Source organism: Streptomyces sp. NBC_01515 (assembly GCF_045040345.1).
Lineage (GTDB): Bacteria > Actinomycetota > Actinomycetes > Streptomycetales > Streptomycetaceae > Streptomyces.
Map to the genome: position 1 here is coordinate 639,989 of NZ_CP109416.1, position 19,734 is coordinate 659,722.

Consider the following 19,734-nt stretch of genomic DNA (forward strand, 5'->3'; position numbering starts at 1 on the left):
CGTACGGCGGAGTCTTTACTCGCCGGGCTCGTCGGCGGCGGCGTCAGCGTCGGTGCCATCGGTCCACCGGGCCCGGATGAACGCTCCGGCGGCGTCCAGCGCGGCAGCGCCCTCGTCGAGCAGCGCGGCGAACGCCTGGAAGACGTGCGGGACTTGGGGCCAGACCTGGAGTTCGACGTGGACGTCGTGCGCGGCGGCGCGTGCGGCCAGTCGTACGGCGTCGTCCAGGAGGATCTCGTACGAGCCGACCTGGATGAACAGGGGCGCCAGGCCGGTCAGGTCGGCGAAGACGGGGCTGGCGTGCGGGGTGGTCGGGTCCGTGTCGCGGAGGTAGTCGCGGGCGCGGGCGCGCAGGCCTTCCGGGGTCAGTGAGGCGTCGACCGCCGCCTTGCCCACCGCGCTGTCGCCGGACACGGTCAGGTCGGCCCACGGGGAGAAGACCGCGGCCGAGGCGGGCTGGGGCAGGCCCGCGTCCTTGGCGGCGACCAGCGTCGCGGCGACGAGACCGCCGCCCGCGGACTCCCCGACGAAGGCAATGGCGGAACTGGGAGTTCCGTCGTCGAGCAGGGCCCGGTACACGGCCAGGGCGTCGTCGACCGCCGCGGGGAACGGGTGCTCGGGTGCCAGCCGGTAGTCGACGCAGACGGCGCGCGCACCGGTGCGCCGGGAGACCTCGGCGGCCAGACCCGCGGCGTCGGCCGCCGAGCCGATGACGTACGCGCCGCCGTGCAGGTACAGCAGGACGGTCGCCGGGTCGTTGGCCGGGGTCTCGACGGTGACGACCGGTACGCCGCCCAGTTCGCCCTCCGTCGTCTTGACGTCGGGCGGCAACGGGATGGACGTCATCATGTCGTGGAAGAGGGCGCGCTGTTGGGGGACGTCCCCGCCGAGGTCGAGCGGGCCGTGCCGCAGCATCTCGTCGAGGGCCTGGCGCTGTTGCCGGGACATGGCTGTGCCTTTCGTGGTTCCGGTCGGTGCGGTGGTGCTCTGGAGCGGTGGGTCAGCGCGGCGGGCCGACGATGATCTGGCCGTACATGTCGGCGGCCTCGGCCATGATGTCCCGCGAGATCTCGAAGCCCTCGGGGCGCGGGGTCGTGAGGTCACGTCCCGCGTGCCGGAACATGCCCTCGATGCCGCCGGGTGTGCAGATCATCAGCAGGTCGGCCGTGTCGGAGGTGATCCGGTAGCCGTGCGGCACGTTCCGCGGCAGGAAGACGATGCCGCCCTCCGTCAGCTCCATCTCCTCGTCGTCGCACCACAGCAGCGCACTCCCCTTGATGAGCATGAAGACCTCGTCCTCACGGGTGTGCTTGTGGTAGGGCGGCGCCTCGCCCTTGGCGACGGAGAACCGCCCCACGGTCAGCTGTCCGCCGGTGGCCGCGGCGTCGAGGAGTACGGCGAACTCGCCGCCGTCGAGCCATTCCAGTTTCTGCTGCTGCTCGGGCTGTGCGAGGTAGGCCATGGTCATGCGGCGGTCCGTTCTGCGCGATCAGCTGTCTGAGGTGTCTCCGGTCGGGGCCGTGCCCTGTCCGTCCGATGATCCTCTTCTCCGCGTACCGGCCGCCAGCCTGGCGGGTAGGACCAGCAGTACCACTCCCCCGGCCCGGACCTCGGTGCCGGGCGCGTCCGAGGTGCCCCTCGGCTTGTGGCATTCTCTGCTGCCATGGATGTCTCGACTGATCAAGAACTGCCGTCCGAGGAGCAGGACATGGAGGCCCGGGCGGTCTCCGGCGATCGGCTCACGTTCTTCGGGGACGCGGTGGTCGCCATCGCGCTCACGCTGCTGGCGCTGGAACTGCCGGTGCCGGAGGGGTCGACCAACTCCGAGTTGTGGCACTCGGCCACGTCACACCGTGAGAGCTATCTGGCGTTCATGATCAGCTTCGTGGTGATCGCCGCGCACTGGCGCTCCCACCACCGGGTGTTCCGCTACGTCACGGCGACCAACACCCGGTTGACATCCCTGACCATGTACTGGCTGCTGACGCTGGTGGTCACCCCGTTCGCGACCGACGTGATCGGCGGCCACGGAGCGTTCCAGGCGCGGTTCGTCTTCTACGCGGTCGTGCAGTTCTTGTCCTGTCTCCTGTTCATCCTGATGGTCCGCGAGGTCCCCCGCGACGGCCTCCAGCGCCCCGGCACCCCGCCCGAGCTCTTCGCCCGGTCCATCCGCCGCCTCGGCATGGTGGCACTGGGCTTCCTGATCTCGATCCCGGTGTCGCTCTTCACCCACTGGGCCTACCTCTGCTGGATCGTGGTGCCGGTCGCCGACTCGGTCGTCGACGCGCGCAGGGGTCGTAACGGGCAGCAGGGCGCGGAGGATTGAGCCGGGGGCTCACCGACGACAACGACGTCAGTGGTCGGGTGACAGGTCGTCGCCGGGTCTCTACGACACCGGCTTTCCGGTGGCGCTGTCCGCCCGGTCCAGCCGCGCGGACAGGAACTCTCCGGCCCGGTCCAGCGCTACGGCCGCCTCGTCGAGCAGCGGCTGATAGGCCTGGAAGACGTGCGGGACCCTGGGCGTGACCTCCAGCGTGACCTCGACGTCCGCGGCGGCCGCCTGCCGGGCGAGGCGTAGGGCGTCGTCGAGGAGGACCTCGTGGCTGCCGACCTGAATGATCAGGGGCGGCAGGCCGGACAGGTCCGCGAAGACGGGGCTGATCAGGCCGAGAGCGGCATCCTGTCCGGCCGTGTAGTCGGTGACCCGGGGTGCGAGGAGTTCCCGGCTGAGCAGCGGATCCGCCTCGTGCTTGGTGTCGATGCTCGCCCCGGCCAGGGTGAGGTCGACGTACGGCGACATGACGTAGGCCGCGGCGGGCAGGGGCAGTCCGCGGTCACGGGCGTTGACCAGGGTGGCGATGACCAGTCCGCCGCCCGCTGACTCCCCGGCGAGGACGATGTCCGAGGGGGCGATGCCGTCCTTCAGGAGAGCTTCGTAGGCCGCCAGGGCGTCGTCCACCGCCGCCGGGTACGGATGCTCGGGGGCGAGCCGGTAGTCCACGGAGTAGACCTTGGCGCTGGTCCGGCGCCCGACCTGCGAGGCCAGACCGGCCGCGCTCGCCGCGTCGCCCAGAACATAGACGCCGCCGTGGAAGTAGAGGACGACGTGCCGGGGTTCGACTCCGTCGACCGTGATCGCGGCGACGGGGACACCGCCCAGCGTGGTCGACGTCATGGTCACCTCGGGGGGCAGCGGCTGCGCCGACGTCAACTCATGGAGCAGGCGCCGCTGTTCACTGACATCACTGCCGACGGGAAGGGCCGACCGACGCAGGATCGCGTCGAGAGTGTCCTGCTGCTCGGTACTCACGGAACGTTCTCCCTTGGATGTGGGGTGGCTCGGTGGCGCGATCGGCCGGACCGAGAGGTCTTGCGGGGGCCGGGGCCTGACTCTGCGTACTTCGAGGAGGTCGAGGCCGAGTGCCTCGACCTCGGCGAGGACGCCGTAGAGCGCCGAGGCGTCCGGCAGCAGCCCGGTGAGCACGGTTTCGGTGCCCTGCTGCTCGGGCGCGAACGCCGGGAACGCCGTCAGCAGGGTGGGGCCGAGGTGGCCGCAGACCCGGATCTGGTACAGGAGGGGGTCATCACCCATGGCCCCATGGTCGAGGACGGCCGGGTGACTCCGCGTCGCCGGAATCCGGTGATCCTACGGTCCTCAGCCGCGGCCGTTCGACAGCAGCCGCAGCTCCCGCCCGCGCTGCACGGCCGAGGACCGGTCGCCGGCGCCGAGCTTGGCGTAGATCCGTCGGATGTGGGTGTTGACGGTGTTGAGCGAGACCGAGAGTTCGCCGGCGATCTCGGGGCGGGTGAGGTTCGTCGGCAGGTAGCGCAGGACGCGCAGTTCACTCGGGCTGAGGTTCTCGGCGGGTACCGAAGGCGGCCGGTCCGGTCCGCCGGTGGCGGTGCCCCGCACGACGTCCAGGATGTCGGAGACCAGCGCGGCGTGCGACGTCCGCTGCGGCAGCGACTCCAGCAGCTCCCAGGCACCGGTCATCGCGAAGGGCAGGATCATCCGGTCCGCTTCGGCGAGGTTCAGCGCCTGTTCTACGGCCGCTCCCGACGCCCGCTCGTCGCCGAGGTCGCGGCAGGCGAGCGCGTCCAGGAGGTGGGCCTCGATCGGGGTGAGGAAGGAGTTGACCGGGGCGGTGCCGTCGAGGACCGGCCGGAGTTCGCGGCGAGCGCCTGCCGGGTCCTGCTCGGCGAGGCGGATCACCGCGGCCGCGGTGCGGATCTCACCGGCGGCGGCCCGCTGTTCGTCGAGGGCGGCGAGGGTGGTCCGCGCCTGGTCGACCAGGCCGAGGCGGGCCTGGGTGGCCACCGTCCAGCCGGTCACCCGGGACCAGAGCCCGTGCTCGCCCCTCATGTGCGACTGCACCTGCTCGGCGGCCCTCAACTCGGCCAGGGTCTCGTGGAGTTGACCGCGTGCCGCCGGAAGCATCGCGGAGACCAGGTGCACCAGCAGCCGGACCCCCGGCTCGCCGTCGGACTGCGTGGCACGCCGGGCGCGGTCCAGCCACTGTCGCCCGAGGTCGAACTCGCCCGCGCAGATCAACGCCCCGGCGAAGGACACCTGCGCGGGCACGATCACCGGCTCGGCGCCCCAGCCGTACCGGTCGGCGAGCGCCAGCGCCTCCTCGCAGCGGCGCCGGACCAGGGCGAAGGAACGGTTGCCGGAGGCGAATCCGAGGTGGGCGAGGCAGGCGACCTCCAGGTACGGGCGGCCGATGTCGTGGGCGAGCACGGCGCCCTCCTGAAGGTGCCGTTCGCTGGCGTCGAGGCGTAGCGACCAGGCCTCGGTGACGCCCAGGTTCAGCAGGGCGAGCGCTCGCAGGTCACCCGCGAGCGCGACCTCCGTGGTGGACTGGCTGGTGCTGGGGGACGGCAGTGCGTCGGCCTGCTCGAACACGGCGTCGAAGTGCCCGCGCAGCCGGGCCAGCAGCAGGTCCAGGGACGCGATCGCCATGCGCAGCCGAGGCCGGCGGTCGGGTGCGGTCGTCTCGGCGTACGACCGGGCGAGGTCGAGGTGTGCCTGGGCCTCGTCCAGGCGGTACTGGTGCAGATCGGCGTTGGCGTGCACGAGGGCCAGCTCCGGGCGCTCCTCGCCGGTGCGGACCGGGAAGGCGTGCAGCAGCGCGACCACGGTTCCGGCCTGTCCGTCCAGGGTGAGGCTGACGGTGTGATCGGCGAGCAGGTGCGCCGCCTCGGCCCAGTCGCCGGCGGCCTGCAGATGCCGGACGGCGTCGGCGGTCTGGGCGTGTTCGGCGAACCAGCGCGCGGCCAGCCGGTGCAGTTCCGGGATGTTCCCGGGGAACGTGCGGCGCAGTTCCAGCCGGAGCAGGTCACCGAACATGTGGTGGTAGCGGAACCAGGTCCGGCCGGGATCGAGCGCCACGACGAACGCGTTGGCGTCCTCCAGATCCAGCAGGATGCGCTCCGACCCGGTCGCGTCCGTGAGCAGATCGGCCAGCTCGCCGTTGACGCGGTCGAGCAGTGAAGTCCGCAGCAACAGCCGCTGTACGTGCGGCGGTTGGCGCTCCAGCATCTCGGCCAGGAGGTACTCGGCGACCGTACGGTGGCTGCCGGAGAACTCGGCGACGAACCGCTCGGGGTCCGGGTGCCCGGTCAGCGAGAGCACGGCGAGGCGCAGCCCGGCCGCCCAGCCCTCGGTGCGCTGGTGCAGCCTGTCGGCCACGCGGTCGGGCAGCACGATCTTGGTGGCGGCCAGGAGTTCGCGGGTCTCGGCCTCGGTGAAGCGGAGCTGCGCGGCGCGGATCTCGGCGAGTTCACCGGCCAGCCGCAGCTTGTGCAGGCGCAGCGACGGGTCACGGCGGGTGGCCACGATCGCGTGGACGCCCTGCGGAAGGCCGGTCAGCAGTGTCCCCAACTGCTCGACGGCCGCGGCGGATCCGAGCTCGTGCAGATCGTCGATGACCAGGAAGAAGGGCTTGCGGGACGCCGTGATCTCGGACCGCACCTTGTCCATGACGGCACCGCCGTCGGAGCCGGGAGTCACGGCCGCGGGTTCGCTCACATCGTCGGTACCGGCCGCGGCGCGGACCGCGTCCAGCAGAGCGAGCCAGAACAGCTGCCCGTCCCGCTGGCTCGGCCGTACGGACAGGAAGGCGATGCGGCGGTCCTGGTCCGGCCGGTCGGCCCACGTGCGGAGCAGCGACGTCTTCCCGCTGCCGGCGGGCGCGGAGACCAGCGTCACCTGCTTCTCGGCCGCACGGTCCAGGGCGGCGACCAGGTCGCGACGGTCGATGAGTCCGCGTCTGCCCCGGCCCGCCGAGCGGCCCGAACCCGCTGCGGCCCGCGGGTCGGGGGTCACGCGATGTCCTTCAGCCACGCGGTCAGCGTAGTCGATGCGCAGCACGGCATCCCGGCGGCGAACCGACGCCTGCACGGCGGTGATCCTGGGCATGAGGTGAGGGCCGTATCGAGGTGGTCCGTCGTGTGGAGGTGGCGGCGCGCAAACGCGTTCGCATAGCCTCGCGGACATGCCAGATGTGTTTGCGGGCGTCCGTCTGCTCGGCCCGCCGGAGACCGACGGCGAGTACATCGCGCTGAGCGGGCACGAGTTGGTGCACCTGCACGAGTACACGCGGATCTACGCCGTGCCCGGCCTCTACGAGCATGTCGTCCAGGAACTGCTGGAGTGCACATCACCCCAGGTCGCGGCAGCGGGCTTCCTGCGCGCGGCCGAGCGCCTCGGGTTGGAGCCCGGGTCGCTGACGGTTCTCGACGTCGGCTCCGGCACGGGCTTGGTCGGCGAACTCGTGCGTGGCGGGGGCGTAGGTCAGGTTGTCGGGGTCGACGCGCTGCCGGCAGCGCGCGAGGCGAGTCTGCGCGACCGGCCGGGGGTCTACGCCGACTACGTGGTCGGCGACTTCCTGCGCCCCGACCCACTCCGCGAGGCTCTACGCCCGTACGCTCTAGGGGGGTTGGTGTCGGCAGGGGCGTTCGGTGGCACGCACGCCACCCCGCCGGCGCTTGAGAACGCCCTCGCGCTCCTGCCGCCCGGTGCCCCTGTCGTCTTCACGATCGACGAGCGGTGGATGGACGCGTCGGATCCGGACGGGTTCGGTGCCGCGGTCGAGCGGCTGGTGGCCGACGGACGTCTCGCGGTGCTGGAACGAACCCGGTTCCAGCACCGCGTGACGACGACCGGCGAGCCGATCTTCTACCGGCTCGTCGTGGGCGAGTCCAGGTGAACAAGGCGAGGTGAACGGCCTTACCGGACCGGCGAGTTGTCGGTCACCAGACCTTCATGCCGCCGTCGACGACGAGGTCCACGCCGGTCACGTACGCGCTCTCGTCGGACGCGAAGAACAGGGCCGCGCTCGCCACGTCCTCGGGTCGACCCACTCGGCCCAGGAGTGTTCGGCCGAGCATCTGGCGGGAGAAGTCGTCGTTCTCCAACTGCGCGCGGGTGGCCTGGCTTTCGATCAGGCCGGGCGAGATCGAGTTGACGCGGATGCCGAACTCGCCTCCCTCCATGGCCAGTTGGCGGGTCATGCCGATGATCGCCGCCTTGTTCGTCGTATGGGACAGGGACGGGAAGCCCTTGAAGCCGAGGGAGCCGTTCAGGGAGGCCATGTTCACCACCACGCCCCGGCCGGCCTTCAGTTGGGGCCATGCGGCCCGGGTGAGGTAGAAGACGAGGTCGACCTCGTCGCGGCGGGCGCCGTCCCAGTCCTTGTCGGTGACGTCTTCGAGCCAGTTGAAATGAGCCCTGGCGGCGAGGTTGAACAGGACGTCGATCCGGCCGAATTGATCCACGGCGAAGTCGACGAGTCTGGCGGATTCGGCGGGATCATCGAGACGGCACGGCTGCAGCGACACCATCTCACCGCCCTCGGCGCGCACCGACGCGACGGTCTCCTCCGCCGCCTCGACCGTCACGTCGCACCCGACGACCCGGGCACCTTCCCGGGCGAACGCCAGGGCGGTGGCACGCCCCGTGCTCCCGCCCGTGCCGGTGACGACACAGACTTTTCCGGCCAGTCGGCCCGGCATCTCAGCGTCCCTTCCGGTGTGTTGAGCCGTGATCAGGCATGGACCTGCGAACCCTGGCCGAGGTCGAGGCGGAGCGATTCGAGGATGATGAACGTCGTGCTGGCCGTGTAGACGTCGGCGGCGGCGAGGACGCCGGTGTACTTCTTGACGACCGGGTCGGCGGCGTAGGCGACCTGAGCGGCCTGGTACTCCTTGACCGCGGCCCAGGAGTTGTCCCCGTACTTCGCGAAGTACGGGGTGGGGTCGACCGCCGTCAGCGCCTTCTTGACGTTGTCGACGATGTCGTTCACGTACCGCTGGTAGACGACCATGTCCTGGCGGGTGCCGAGCCGCCCCATGTGGCCGCCGATGTAGTGCTTCCACGGGTACGTCATGGCCTTGGCCGGGGCGGCTATGGAGGCGGGGACGTCCTCGTTCAGGTTGAAGCTGTCGAAGGGGACCCAGCCGGGCAGGTTGACGTCGACCAGCATGAGCGTGTCGTGGTCCGGCAGGTGGATGTAGATGTTGTCGGGCGAGTGGTTGGTGCCGTGCCACGCCAGGTTGATGCGCTCGCCGCCGACGCGCAGCGTGTAGCGGTTCTCGAACGTCACGTCGGGCAGCGGCCGGGTCGGGTCGTTGTCGCGGGCCAGCAGCCGCTTGTTCTCGGCGTGCCCGATCCGCACGACATGCCGGTCGAACAACGACGACGCCCCGAGGTGGTCGGCGTGGTGGTGGGAGTAGACGAGGTGGGTCACCCTGTTCGAGACGCCGTTGGCCGCGGCGATCTCGTCGATGGCCCGCTGGAGGTTGTGCCCGATGGTGGGAGGCGCGTCGAACAGCACGACACCCTCACGGGTCGTCAGGAACGCCGCCTGGTACGTGCCGTCGGTCACCCAGTACAGGTTCCGCTCGACCCGACCGACGTAGTAGCCCTGCGAGTTGACGGCGGGGCCGAGCGCGGACGCCGGTATCGGCGCGTAGTCCGGCAGCGTGGGAGTGGCGGCGGACGCCTGGCCGGCGAATGCGCCGTCGGCGAGCGCGGCGACCGTGGGTACGGCCGCCAGGACCGCGCTGCGGGCGAGGAACGATCGGCGGTTCGTCGAGGACATGGTGGTTCCCTTCGGGTGGGGGTGACGTGCCTGGGGGGGGACGTGTATCGAGATGGCGGTGTGGGACGTTCGGGGGTGGGACCTGTCCGGGCTACGCGCCGTAGGCCGGCACGATCGCTCCGCTGATGTCCGTCACGAGGCCGTCGACGAGGAAGGCGATGATGTTCGCGATCGCCTCCGGCGGGACGGCGTGGGCCAGCGCCTCCGGAGGGAGCACCGCCCGGTTCCTGGCCGTGTCGAGGAGTTGCGGCGCCACGGCGTTCACGCGGATCCCATCCGGGCGCAGTTCCAGGTCGAGGATGCGGACGAGGTGGTTGAGCGCCGCCTTGCCGAGGCTGTAGGCGGCCATACCGGCGGTCGGCTCACTCGCCGGCCGGGCGGACACGTGCACGATGGCGCCCCCGCCGCGTCGACGCATGTACGGCGCCACGGCCTGGCTCAGCCACAGTGCGGCGCCGAGGTTGACGTCCAGCATGACCCGCAGGTCCTCGGGGGTCGCGGCGAGCGCCCCTCCCGGGCGGAAGGCACCGAGGGTGTTCACCAGTACCTCGGGAGGTCCGGACTCGGTGGCGATCCGGTCGATGACGTTCCTGGCCACGGCCGGGTCGGTCGCGTCGCCCACCACGCGGCGGACGCCGTCGGGCAGTTGCTCCAGTGCCTTCTCCGTACGGTCGACCGCCGTCACGCTGAACCCGGCGTTCGCGAGGACCACCGCCGTGGCAGAACCCAGGCCACCGCCCGCACCGACCACCACCGCCACACGCTCACTCATGAGACCGCCTCCTCGCCGGGCGTTGCCGAAGTCCCTGCACCCCAGGTTTGCCCTAGGGCAGGTGAGCGGTCCTCACCGGATTCCGGTGATCTGCTGGAGGCAGGCGGGGCACGTCGACGGAGGAGCGCGCATTCATTTCATACTCGGCTCAGGCCACCCCCGAGTGGCCGCCAGCAACGTCCTCGCCCCCTCCAGGCACTTCGCCGGATCCGCCGGCGCCGCCTGCAATCCCGGCAGCAGCATCATCCACAGGTCACTCACCGCGTCCTCGATGTTGCGGCGGTCGTCCAGTGCGTCGGAGACGGTGTGCACCCCGAAGAAGCTGGAGACGAGGACGCGTGCGGCGCGCTCGGCGTCGACGCCGGGGGCGAGTTCACCCGCTTCCGCGGCGGCGGCCAGCATGTGGGCGGCGGCGTCGATCCACCCCACGAAGGGCCGGGGCAGGGAGACGGGGATGGTTCTGCGCTCGCTCCAGAGCCTGTTCCCGGCGCGGACGATCACGTTGTCCCGGAATTCCCGGGCAACGGCGAGGCTCAGGCCCACCAAACGATCCAGTACAGGACCCTCCTGGGATTCCCAACGCTCGACATATCGCGGCCATTCGGCGAAATGGGCTTCCAGGACACCCCGGGCCAGCCCTTCCTTGCTGCCGAAATGGAAATAGATCGCCCCGCTGGTGTACCCGCTCGTACGCGCCACGTCGCTGATACTCGTACCGACGTACCCATGCTGTTCGAACAGCACCGCGGCCGTCGCCAGAACAGCCCGTCGGGTGGCTTCCGCACGTTCCTGCATATTCTCGGTCGTCCCTGTCCTGCGTGCCGGATCGTCTTTTCCGGTGAATCTAGCCGACAGGCAGCCGTTTCCCGCACCGATGCCAGGGAACCATAGCTTCTATTATTTTATGACTGAATCACCTTCTCTCGCACCGCCCGAAGCCGACCCGGAAGAGCTGACACTGAGCTGGGACAGCTGCGTGTCCAGGACCCTCGTACACCGGAACGCGGTCGCCGAAGTCCTGCTCACCGATGCCCGAGCGCTGCCCGACGGCCGTTTCCTCCTCGCGGCGCAGTGGCCGCGCTCGTATGCCACGTCCGCTACGTCGGATATCGGCTCCGGTTCTGGTTCTGGTTCCGGTTCCGCCGAGCGGCACGATCCGATGCTCGCCGCCGAGACCATCCGTCAGGTCGGCCTGTACATCTGTCAGCGCTTCCTCGGCGCCCCGAGCACGAGCAAGCCCGTCATCAGAAACGTCGGCTTCCAGCTCGACAACAGCGCGGAGCCGGTGGTCGGTTACGGCGCCACCGATGTGCTGTGCCGGGCCGAGGTGCACGACGTACGCCACGTCGATGACGTTCCCTGGCCGGTCGCGCTGAACGTACGGATCCAATTCTCCGCCGCCGGGCGGGAGTTCGGCTCGGCCTTCGGACGCGTCCGGGTCCTGTCGGAGGAGGAGTACGAGACGTTCCGCGGCCCGAACGCCGCCGCCGACCCCGTACCGGACCACGTGCACTCGCGCCCGTCACCCGCCGAGGTGTCGGTCCCCTCCCCCGGCGACGTGATGCTGGTCCGCGCGCCCTCCGGAACCTTGCTGGTGGCACCGGCCGACCTGCGCCACCCCCGTTTCTTCGACCACCCCAGCGACCACGTACCCGGCATGGTCCTCCTGGAGGCGGCCCGCCAGGCGGCCTGCCTGGCAGGAGCTTCGCCAGGCCGCCTGAACGGCTGCCACATGCAAGCCCTGCGCTTCACCGAGTGGAACGCACCCGTCCAGGTCGAATGCGGGCCGGCCGAGGACGGCTGGGCCTTCCAGGTCACCCAGGGCGGCGATACGACCGCCTCCGGCACGCTGTCGTTCGCGGCGAAGGGGTAACTCGCCCTCAGGGCCGCGACTTGACGTCCATTCCGCTCAACTGACCCGTATTTCCTCACCCGTTGTCGGCCTCCGATGGACGCCTGTTCACTCGAAGGACGGGCGCCCATCGCAAAACCCAGCAGCCGCCACCAGGCACCACCAGGCACCGAAATACCCAAGTGCCCACTACCCACCCGCTCTTCTAGTCTTCGCCGAGGGGCTGTTGAGCAGGGGGATCGACCATGAGCATGTACTTCGACATCGGCGACGAGACACTCTGGAACCCGTCGAACGGTTCCGGGCGCCTTTTCCTACGTCAGCTTGAGGTCTTCGAGGCAGCGCTGAACCTGCCCTCGGGAATAGGCCAGGGCAAACATTGGGGCGATCCGGACACACTCGAAGTCGATCCCGCCGCGTACGCGGAGTTCGTACACGCCCTGGTCGCCTGGCACTGCCGGACAGGGCACTCCGTGATCCTCGCGCTCTCCGAGGGCTTTGTGGCGACAGCTGTCGCACTCGCGCGGCGTGCCGGAACCGAGGTGGAACTCCCCGAACCGGAAGCCGGCCACATCGGCGGTCCCGCCCAGCGCGACATACAGGTCCCCGGCAACCCCCGCACCACGTCAGCCGCCGTCGTTGTCACGGCGCTGGACACCCGGGCACGGGAGATGGATCGCTGGATGGCCCGCTGAGTCGCATGCCGTTCCTCGATCGCGGATACGGCCAAGGCGGCTCATCGCGAGGAGGAGACGCGTGATCCGACGGTTCAGTCGGCCAGTGGTCCTGCCACGCTCCAGGCCGACTCGGCGGTGGGCGGTCCGTCGTCGGGTCGGGCAGCTCCCGGGACCGCCGCCGCGAGCAGTTCTCTCGTGTAGTCCTCCTTCGGGCTCGTGAAGACCGCATCGACGTCGCCGGACTCGATCACCCGCCCGTTCCTCATGACCAGCACCCGGTCGCTGACGTGGTGGACGACTCCGAGGTCGTGGGAGATGAACAGGAGCGTCACGCCCGTGTCGTGGCGCAGGTCGGCGAGGAGGTCCAGGATCTGGGCCTGGACCGAGACGTCGAGTGCGGAGACGGGTTCGTCGCAGACGATGAGGTCGGGGGCCGGCGCCAACGCCCGGGCGATGGCGACGCGTTGGCGCTGGCCGCCGGAGAGGTCACGCGGACGGCGGTCCAGTACCGATGCCGACAGCCCTACCTGGTCGAGCAGTTCGGTCACCCTCGCCCGGCGAGCCCGTCCGTGTCGCGGTCCGGCGAGAGCTACGGCCTCGCCGATCACCCGCTCCACGTCGAAGCGGGGGTCGAAGGAGCCGAGCGGGTCCTGTTGCACGGCTTGGACGCGCTGCCTCAGGGGTCGTCGTGCGCGCTGGGGGACCCCGGTCCAGGGGACGCCGTCGAAACGCACCGTTCCCGCGTCGGGTTCGGTCAGGCCGAGGAGGACGCGCGCCACGGTGGTCTTGCCCGAGCCCGACTCGCCGACCACGCCCAGGGTTTCGCCCCGGTGCAGGGTCAGGGAGACGTCACGGACGGCGTCGTACGGTGTGCCGTCGGGTGCCCGGTAGCGTTTGGTGAGACCTTCCGCCACCACCAGGGGTGGTCCCGGTGGAGCGCTCTCGATCAGCGTGGGGGTGGGGAGGGTCTTCGCCGTCGGCGCGGAGAGCGGGTGGTGGCACAGGGTTCCGTGGTCGTCCCGCTCGGGCGGCGTGGTCCGGCAGCCGTCGTCGGCGAGGAGGCAGCGGGCCGCGTAGGCGCAGCCGTCCGGTGCGGCGGGCGGGCCCGGCGGCGTCGATGGGGAGAGCCGGGTGCCCTTCGCGTGTGCGGTGGGTACGGCGTCCAGCAGGGTCCGGGTGTAGGGGTGACGCGGCGAGCGGAGCACTCGGTCGGTGGGGCCGTGTTCGACGATCCTGCCGCCGTACATGACGGCGACCCGGTCGGCGAGGCCCGCCACCACCGACAGGTCGTGGCTGATCAGGAGCAGTGCGGTGCCCTCGCCGCGGAGTTTGGCCAGCAGGGTCAGTACCTGGGCCTGCACGGTGACGTCGAGCGCGGTGGTCGGCTCGTCGGCGATCAGCAGATCGGGGGCGGCCGCTACGGCCGAGGCGATCAGGGCGCGCTGGCGCAGGCCGCCGGAGAGCTGGTGCGGGTACTGGTCGGCGCGGCGGGCGGGCTCCGGTACGCCCACGTCGGACAGCAACTCCAGGACGCGTGGCCGGAGTTGGGCCCGGGGCAGGATCCGGTGGGTGCGCAGGGGTTCGGCTATCTCGGCGCCGACGCGGCGCAGCGGGTCGAGGGAGACCAGGGCGTCCTGGAGGACGAGACCGACCCGGCGTCCCCGAATGCCGCGCCAGGCACGGTCGTTGAGGGTGCGCAGGTCCGTTCCGTCGAAGGTGAGGCGGCGGGCGGTGACCGAGGCCCCGCGCCCGGCGAGGCCGGCCAGGGCCCGGGCGGTGACGCTCTTGCCGGATCCGGACTCGCCGACCAGGGCGAGGCATTCGCCGCGGTCGAGGTGCAGGGAGAGGTCGCGGACGGCGTGCAGGGTGCCGAAGGACACGTCGAGTCCGTCGGCGTCGAGGAGGCTCATCCGTCGGTCCTCCGCGTGTAGCGGGCCTGGGCCCGGCGGCCGACGACGTTGACGGAGAGTGCGGTGAAGGTGATCGCCGCGCCGGGGAAGACGCCGATCCACCAGGCGGTGGCGAGGAAGTTGCGGCCTTCCGAGAGCATGGTTCCCCATTCGGGCGAGGGTGGTTGGGGGCCCAGTCCCAGGAAGCTGAGCCCGGAGGCGGCGATCAGGGAGGAGCCGAAGCCGACGGTGGCGAGGACGAGCAGCGGGCCGAGCGCGTTGGGCACGATGTGCCGTACGACGAGCAGGGGGCGGCGCAGGCCGAGCACCGTGGCCGACTCGACGTAGCCCGAGGTGCGCACCACCAGGGCCTCGGCCCGCACCAGGCGGGCGTAGCCCGGGGAGAACGCCACCGCGATGGCGATCATCACGTTGAGGGTGCCGGGCCCCAGGATGGTCACGGCGAGCAGGCCGAGCAGGATCGGTGGGAGCGCGAGCAGTGCGTCCACCAGGCGCATCAGTGCCTGGTCGGTCCACCGGCCGCCGAGGGCCGCGGCGAGGCCGAGGACGGACCCCGCCACGACGGCCAGGATTGTGGAGCCGAGGCCGAGCCACACCGAGGTGCGGGTGCCGTACAGGACGCGGGCGAAGATGTCCCGGCCGAGCTGGTCGGTGCCGAACCAGTGGGCGGCGCCCGGTGCGGTGAGCGCGTGGGCCGGGTCCGTGTCGACGGGCGAGGCGGAGGTGAACACGCCGGGGAGGACCGCCGCCAGCACGATCAGGCCCAGGAGGGCCGCGGTCGCCGCGTGCGCCGGGCGTACGGCGGTCAGGAGCCGGGGCCACCGCCGGGGCGGGACGGCGGCAGTGACGGTGGTCATGGGGCGGCGGCCTTTCTCGCCCGGGGGCGCCGGGATGTCGTCGGGTGGGTCATGTCAGCGGGTCCGGAGGCGGGGGTCGATGACGAGGTAGAGCAGGTCGATCGCGGTGGACAGGACGACGAACACGAGGGCGGACAGCAGGACGAGTCCGATGACCAGGGGGATGTCCTTGTTGGTGGCGGCCTGGAGGGTGAGCGCGCCGATGCCCGGGCGGCCGAAGACCGTCTCGACGAGGACCGCGCCGCCGATCAGGGACCCGGTGAGCCAGCCCGTGAGGGTGAGCAGCGGGATCGCGGCGTGCCGCAGCGCGTGCCGGAGCCGTACGGCGGTGTCGCTGAGTCCGCGGGCGCGGGCGGTCACCACGAACGGCTGCGCCAGGGCGGCTTCCAGGCCCTCGCGCAGGACCTGGGCCAGGACCCCGGCCAGGGACAGCGCGAGGGTGACGGCGGGCAGGACGAGGGAGGCGAAGTCCTGTGCTCCGGCGACCGGGAAGATCCGCAGCTGGAACGAGAACGCGGTGAGCAGCAGGATGCCCGTCCAGTAGGTCGGGGTGGAGGCGGCGAGGAGTTCGGCGAGGGAGGCGGCGGCGCGCAGGACGGGGTGGCGTCCGGCGGTGGCCACCGCCAGTGCGACGGCCGCGGTGACGGCCAACAGCAGGGCGAACAGGGCGAGTTGGACGGTGGGCCAGAGCTGATCCCCGATCAGGTCCGTGACCGGGCGCTGGAGTTGGTACGACTCGCCGAGGTTCCCGCTGAGCAGGTTGCCGAGGTAGTGCAGGTACTGCTCGGCCGGTGAGCGGTCGAGGCCGTACTCGCGGGTGATCTCGGCCCGGACCTCGGGGCCGGCCGCGTTGGCCGGTCCGAGCATCACGGCGACCGGGTCGCCGGGGATGAGCTGGAGGGTCAGGAAGGCCAGGGTCGCCGCTCCGAAGAGCACGGCCACCGCGGCGACCAGGCGTTTCACGACCGCCCTGAGCAGTGCGGGCAGGCTCACTTGCCGATCCAGGTGTCGTAGAAGTTTATCCACGTGTTCGGGTCGGTCTTCAGGCCGTGGACGTCGGCGGCGACGCCGACGACGGCGGTGCGGACGTAGAGCGGGACCTCCAATGCCAGGTCGACGGCGCGCTGTTGGGTCTTGGTGTAGAGGTCCTGGCGAGTGTTCTTGTCCAGGGTGGTCTGCGCCTCGTCGGTCCACTTGTCTAGGTCGGCGTCCTTGTAGAAGGTCGCGTTCTGGCCGCCCTTGCGGGGGTCGCTGGAGCTGTTGAAGTACAGGCGCAGCACGTCGGGGTCGAAGCGCGCCCAGCTGTAGTCGGCGATGCCTTCCTGGCCGCCGTAGACCTTGGTGAGGTAGGTGCCGATGTCGAGGCGGGGGCGTTTGATCTCGATGCCGAGTTTCTTGAGGTCGGCCTGGATGGCCTGGCCGAGGGTGTCGCGCTGTTCGCGTATGTACTCCTGTGGCATGAGGGGCCATTCGATGCTGAGCCGTTTGCCGTTCTTGGTGCGGTAGCCGTCGGCGTCGCGGCCGGTCCAACCGGCCTCGTCGAGTGACTTGGCTGCCAGGGTGGGGTCGTAATTCCAGGTGTTCTCAAGGGACTTGTCGTAGTACGGGGTGGTGGGTGAGATGGGGCCCCAGGCGCGCTTGTAGACGCCGAAGTACACGCTCTTGACGGCGGTGTCGATGTCGATGCCGCGCAGGATCGCCTTGCGGACGCGGATGTCGTCGAGGGGTTTCTGGGTGGTGTTGAGGACGAGTGCGTAGTTGGCGCCGGGGGCGTCGGTGGTGAGGGCCCGCAGCTGCGAGTCGGCCTTGACGGTCTTGACGTCGGCGGGCGGGATGGGGTCGGCGACCTGGACCTGGCCGCTGGTCAACGCGCCGACGCGGGTGGCGTCCTGGGACAGGAAGCGGATGGTGAGCTTGTCCAGGTAGGCCGGGCCGGTGTGGGCGGCGGTCGAAGGGGCCCACTTGTAGGCCGGGTTGCGGGTGAGGGTGACGCTCTGGCCCTTGGTGTAACTCGTGAACTTGAAGGGGCCGGTGCCCACGTCGGCGGCGCCGCCCGCGCTGAGTCGGCTGCCGTACTTCTTGATGGCGGCCGGGGAGTAGAAGCCGAGGTAGGGGGTGCTGGCGGCCTGGAGGAAGGAGGCGACGGGGGCCGAGAAGTGGACCTCGACGGTGTGCGCGTCGACGACGGTCGTGCCGGTGTAGGGGCCCAACAGGCTCGACGCGTACTGGGACTTGGTCGACTTGTCGGTGATCCGGTCGAAGTTGACCTTGACGGCCTCGGCGTCGAAGGCCGTGCCGTCCGTGAACTTCACGTCCTCGCGCAGGTGGAAGGTGTAGGTCTTCAGGTCCTTGGACGCCGACCACTTGCTGGCGAGCCACGGGTGGAACTCGCCCTTGGCGTCCTGGTAGACGAGCGAGTCGAAGACGTTGCGCTGGATGGCGCCGGTGATGTCCTGCGGGCTGGCGTGGATGTCGAAGGACACCGGCTCGGTGTCCACGGCGTAGGTCAACGAGCCACCGCTCACCGGCTTTCCGGTGGCGCCGGCCGCCGTGCCGTCGGTGTCACCGGCACCGTTGCAGGCCGCGAGGAACAGCGAGCCGACGGCGGCCAGGACAAGGGCTCTGGGACGGTTGACGGGCATGAGGGAACTCCGGTGTGTCGCGGGCGGGAAGGGCGGCGCACGGCCGACCGGCTGATGACATGGGGGAATGCCACGAAACTAACCGGCGTGCCCGCGCCGCACGCCCCTACCGGACCCCTACTGGACCCGTACCGGGTACCGGGGCACCGAACGCCGGTGCGCGATGCGCCATCCCTTGGGGGTGCGGACGAGTACGTCGAGGTAGTCGCCGTTGTGCACGCTGCCGTCGGGGAGCAGGGCGAGGTAGCGGCTGCGCGCGCGCACGGTGCCGTAGGGGTCCGCGGGGTCGACGGTGAAGACGGTGTCCAGGGTGTGGTGGTCGGGGGACCGCTCCCCCAGGCCGCGGTTGAACTCCCTGATGGCTTCGAGGCCTCGGAACTCGCGCCCCGGTCCGGCCAGGACGATGACGCCGTCCTCGGTGAACACCTCCGCCAGCCCGTCGAGGTCGCCGTTGTCGAAGACGTGCGCGAAGAGGGCGAGCAGGCTCCGGAGTTCGGCGAGGTCGTCGGGGCCGAGGCCGGCGGGAAGGGGCATGAAGGGCTCCTGGGGAAAGGGGTGTTGCCCGGCCGGCCGGTGAACGGGCGGCCGGGCAGCGGGTGTTGGCGGTGTCAGTGGGCGACCGGGAAGGTCACAGGTGTACGTCGGCGAGTTGCTGGATGATGCCGAGGCGGTCCGGCAGCACGTTGTAGCGGACGACCTGTCCCTCGCGGATGGTCAGCCAGCTGATGCTGTGCCCCGTGAAGGGCTTGCCGGTGGCGGGCACGCCGAAGATGTTGCCGGTGTGCACGCCCTCGATCTTCCAGAACACGATGACCCGGTCGCCCTCGGCGAGCAGGTCGGAGACGGAGACGTGGACGTCCTTGACGTTCTCCCACAGCCACTTGGCGTGTTCGTGGAAGTCCTCGCGGGTGCCGGTGCCGCCGACGCCGACCCGGGTCTCGTCGGCGGCGTCCGCGGCAACGATCTCGTTCAGGGTGTTCAGGCTGCGCCTGTCGACGAACTCCTCGAAGTAGCGCCGGGCGACGGTCTTGTTGCGCTCGATCTCGTACTCGACGTCGAAGTCGTTGTGGGTGCCGCTCACTTGGTGCCTGCTCTCTCTCGATGGACCGGCGGGTCGGTGGATCGGTGGGTCAGTGGGCTGCGGGTCCGGGCGGCGGGGGCAGGATGCCTCCGTTGGCGCTGAGTCCGCCGTCGACCGGGACGGTCACGCCGGTCACGTACGAGGCGGCCGGAGAGGTCAGGAACCAGATGACCTCGGCCTGCTCCCGGGGCTCGGACCAACGGTGGGCCGGGATACGGCCGGTGATCGCCGCGGAGAAGTCCGGGTCGGCGATCTGGCCGGCGGTCAGCGCGGTGGCCGTGCCGCCGGGGGCGATGGCGTTGATCCGGATGTTCTGGGCGGCGTAGTCGATGGCGGTGGCCCGCACCAGGTTGATGACGGCGGCCTTGGTGGCGTTGTAGCCCCAGGTCCCGGGGTCGCCGCGCAGTCCGGAGACGGACGAGGTCGCCACGATCGCGCCGCCGCCGGAGGCGCGCAGCGCGGGCGCGGCGGCACGGATGCCGAGGGCGACGGACCGCACGTTGACGGCGAACAGCCGGTCGAACCGCTCGATCGCGCCGGGCGACTCCAGCGGTCCGGCGCCGCCGATGCCCGCGTTCAGCACGGCCGCGTCGAGGCGCCCGAAACGCTCCAGCGCCAGTTCCACGGCAGCGCTGTTGGTGGATTCCTCGGCGACGTCGCCGACGAGGGTGGCCACGCCGTCCAGGGTGCCGAGTTTGGCCAGCCCCTCCTCCTGCAGGTCCACGGCTACGACCCGGTGGCCGCGTTCCGCGAAGAGACGCGCGGCGGCCTCCCCGATTCCGGACGCGGCCCCGGTGACCAGCGTGACCGGGGCCGCGGGTGCGGCGTGTGACGTCATG

At 70.8% G+C, this 19,734-nt stretch carries 19 protein-coding genes; 4 read left to right on the forward strand and 15 right to left on the reverse strand.

The window, feature by feature from the left end; all coding sequences use genetic code 11:
- Nucleotides 1-15 precede the first annotated feature (15 nt).
- Together OG407_RS02530 and OG407_RS02535 are read right to left on the reverse strand one after the other, a co-directional pair.
- A complete protein-coding gene (locus tag OG407_RS02530) occupies nt 16-948 on the reverse strand; it encodes an alpha/beta hydrolase (protein WP_405854550.1) in 933 nt (310 codons plus the stop codon).
- Nucleotides 949-1,000: 52 nt separating this feature from the next.
- Nucleotides 1,001-1,468: a cupin domain-containing protein gene (locus tag OG407_RS02535; protein ID WP_405854552.1), complete on the reverse strand. Its 468-nt coding sequence runs from the start codon at nt 1,466-1,468 to the stop codon at nt 1,001-1,003.
- A 195-nt stretch (nt 1,469-1,663) separates the two neighbouring features.
- On the opposite strand from OG407_RS02535, the gene OG407_RS02540 reads away from it, so the two are divergent.
- Nucleotides 1,664-2,326, forward strand: a complete 663-nt coding sequence (locus OG407_RS02540) for a TMEM175 family protein (RefSeq protein ID WP_405854554.1) — start codon at nt 1,664-1,666, stop codon at nt 2,324-2,326.
- A gap of 60 nt (nt 2,327-2,386) precedes the next feature.
- Here OG407_RS02540 and OG407_RS02545 read toward each other — a convergent pair whose 3' ends face one another.
- A complete protein-coding gene (locus OG407_RS02545; RefSeq protein ID WP_405854556.1) occupies nt 2,387-3,592 on the reverse strand; it encodes an alpha/beta hydrolase in 1,206 nt (401 codons plus the stop codon).
- A gap of 63 nt (nt 3,593-3,655) precedes the next feature.
- Nucleotides 3,656-6,346 carry a LuxR C-terminal-related transcriptional regulator gene (locus OG407_RS02550; RefSeq protein WP_405854558.1) on the reverse strand — a complete coding sequence of 897 codons (2,691 nt, stop codon included), beginning with the start codon at nt 6,344-6,346 and terminating at the stop codon, nt 3,656-3,658.
- A 151-nt stretch (nt 6,347-6,497) separates the two neighbouring features.
- On the opposite strand from OG407_RS02550, the gene OG407_RS02555 reads away from it, so the two are divergent.
- Nucleotides 6,498-7,211: a hypothetical protein gene (locus OG407_RS02555; protein WP_405854560.1), complete on the forward strand. Its 714-nt coding sequence runs from the start codon at nt 6,498-6,500 to the stop codon at nt 7,209-7,211.
- 43 nt (nt 7,212-7,254) lie between these two features.
- Here OG407_RS02555 and OG407_RS02560 read toward each other — a convergent pair whose 3' ends face one another.
- The 4 genes from OG407_RS02560 to OG407_RS02575 all read right to left on the reverse strand — a co-directional run bounded on the left by OG407_RS02560 (nt 7,255) and on the right by OG407_RS02575 (nt 10,671).
- Nucleotides 7,255-8,016, reverse strand: coding sequence for an SDR family NAD(P)-dependent oxidoreductase (locus tag OG407_RS02560; RefSeq protein WP_405854562.1), 762 nt, complete (start codon nt 8,014-8,016; stop codon nt 7,255-7,257).
- A 32-nt stretch (nt 8,017-8,048) separates the two neighbouring features.
- On the reverse strand, nt 8,049-9,104 hold the full coding sequence (locus OG407_RS02565) for an MBL fold metallo-hydrolase (RefSeq protein ID WP_405854564.1): 1,056 nt from the start codon (nt 9,102-9,104) through the stop codon (nt 8,049-8,051).
- Between the two features lie 91 nt (nt 9,105-9,195).
- Entirely contained in the window at nt 9,196-9,876 is a 681-nt protein-coding gene (locus OG407_RS02570) for an SDR family NAD(P)-dependent oxidoreductase (RefSeq protein WP_405854566.1), read from the reverse strand.
- Nucleotides 9,877-10,008: 132 nt separating this feature from the next.
- Nucleotides 10,009-10,671 carry a ScbR family autoregulator-binding transcription factor gene (locus OG407_RS02575; RefSeq protein ID WP_405854568.1) on the reverse strand — a complete coding sequence of 221 codons (663 nt, stop codon included), beginning with the start codon at nt 10,669-10,671 and terminating at the stop codon, nt 10,009-10,011.
- 109 nt (nt 10,672-10,780) lie between these two features.
- Here OG407_RS02575 and OG407_RS02580 point away from each other — a divergent pair, with 109 nt between their 5' ends.
- Nucleotides 10,781-11,749 carry a ScbA/BarX family gamma-butyrolactone biosynthesis protein gene (locus OG407_RS02580; RefSeq protein ID WP_405854570.1) on the forward strand — a complete coding sequence of 323 codons (969 nt, stop codon included), beginning with the start codon at nt 10,781-10,783 and terminating at the stop codon, nt 11,747-11,749.
- A 224-nt stretch (nt 11,750-11,973) separates the two neighbouring features.
- Complete coding sequence (locus OG407_RS02585; RefSeq protein WP_405854572.1) at nt 11,974-12,423, forward strand: DUF6086 family protein; 450 nt, start codon at nt 11,974-11,976, stop codon at nt 12,421-12,423.
- A 74-nt stretch (nt 12,424-12,497) separates the two neighbouring features.
- Here the strand turns inward: OG407_RS02585 and OG407_RS02590 are convergent, their stop codons facing one another.
- From OG407_RS02590 to OG407_RS02620, 7 genes are all read right to left on the reverse strand, one after another.
- A complete protein-coding gene (locus OG407_RS02590) occupies nt 12,498-14,315 on the reverse strand; it encodes a dipeptide ABC transporter ATP-binding protein (protein WP_405854574.1) in 1,818 nt (605 codons plus the stop codon).
- Complete coding sequence (locus OG407_RS02595; RefSeq protein WP_405854576.1) at nt 14,312-15,172, reverse strand: ABC transporter permease; 861 nt, start codon at nt 15,170-15,172, stop codon at nt 14,312-14,314. The genes OG407_RS02590 and OG407_RS02595 overlap by 4 nt, the downstream gene beginning before the upstream one ends.
- A 54-nt stretch (nt 15,173-15,226) precedes the next feature.
- Entirely contained in the window at nt 15,227-16,165 is a 939-nt protein-coding gene (locus tag OG407_RS02600; protein WP_405854578.1) for an ABC transporter permease, read from the reverse strand.
- Nucleotides 16,162-17,814, reverse strand: a complete 1,653-nt coding sequence (locus OG407_RS02605) for an ABC transporter substrate-binding protein (RefSeq protein WP_405854580.1) — start codon at nt 17,812-17,814, stop codon at nt 16,162-16,164. Before OG407_RS02605 ends, OG407_RS02600 begins: the two co-directional genes overlap by 4 nt.
- A 117-nt stretch (nt 17,815-17,931) precedes the next feature.
- The gene (locus OG407_RS02610) at nt 17,932-18,348 is read right to left on the reverse strand and encodes a nuclear transport factor 2 family protein (protein ID WP_405854581.1); all 417 of its coding nucleotides are present in this window, start codon (nt 18,346-18,348) and stop codon (nt 17,932-17,934) included.
- Between the two features lie 94 nt (nt 18,349-18,442).
- Entirely contained in the window at nt 18,443-18,895 is a 453-nt protein-coding gene (locus OG407_RS02615; RefSeq protein WP_405854583.1) for an ester cyclase, read from the reverse strand.
- Between the two features lie 49 nt (nt 18,896-18,944).
- Entirely contained in the window at nt 18,945-19,733 is a 789-nt protein-coding gene (locus OG407_RS02620) for an SDR family NAD(P)-dependent oxidoreductase (RefSeq protein WP_405854585.1), read from the reverse strand.
- Between the last annotated feature and the right edge of the window lies 1 nt (nt 19,734).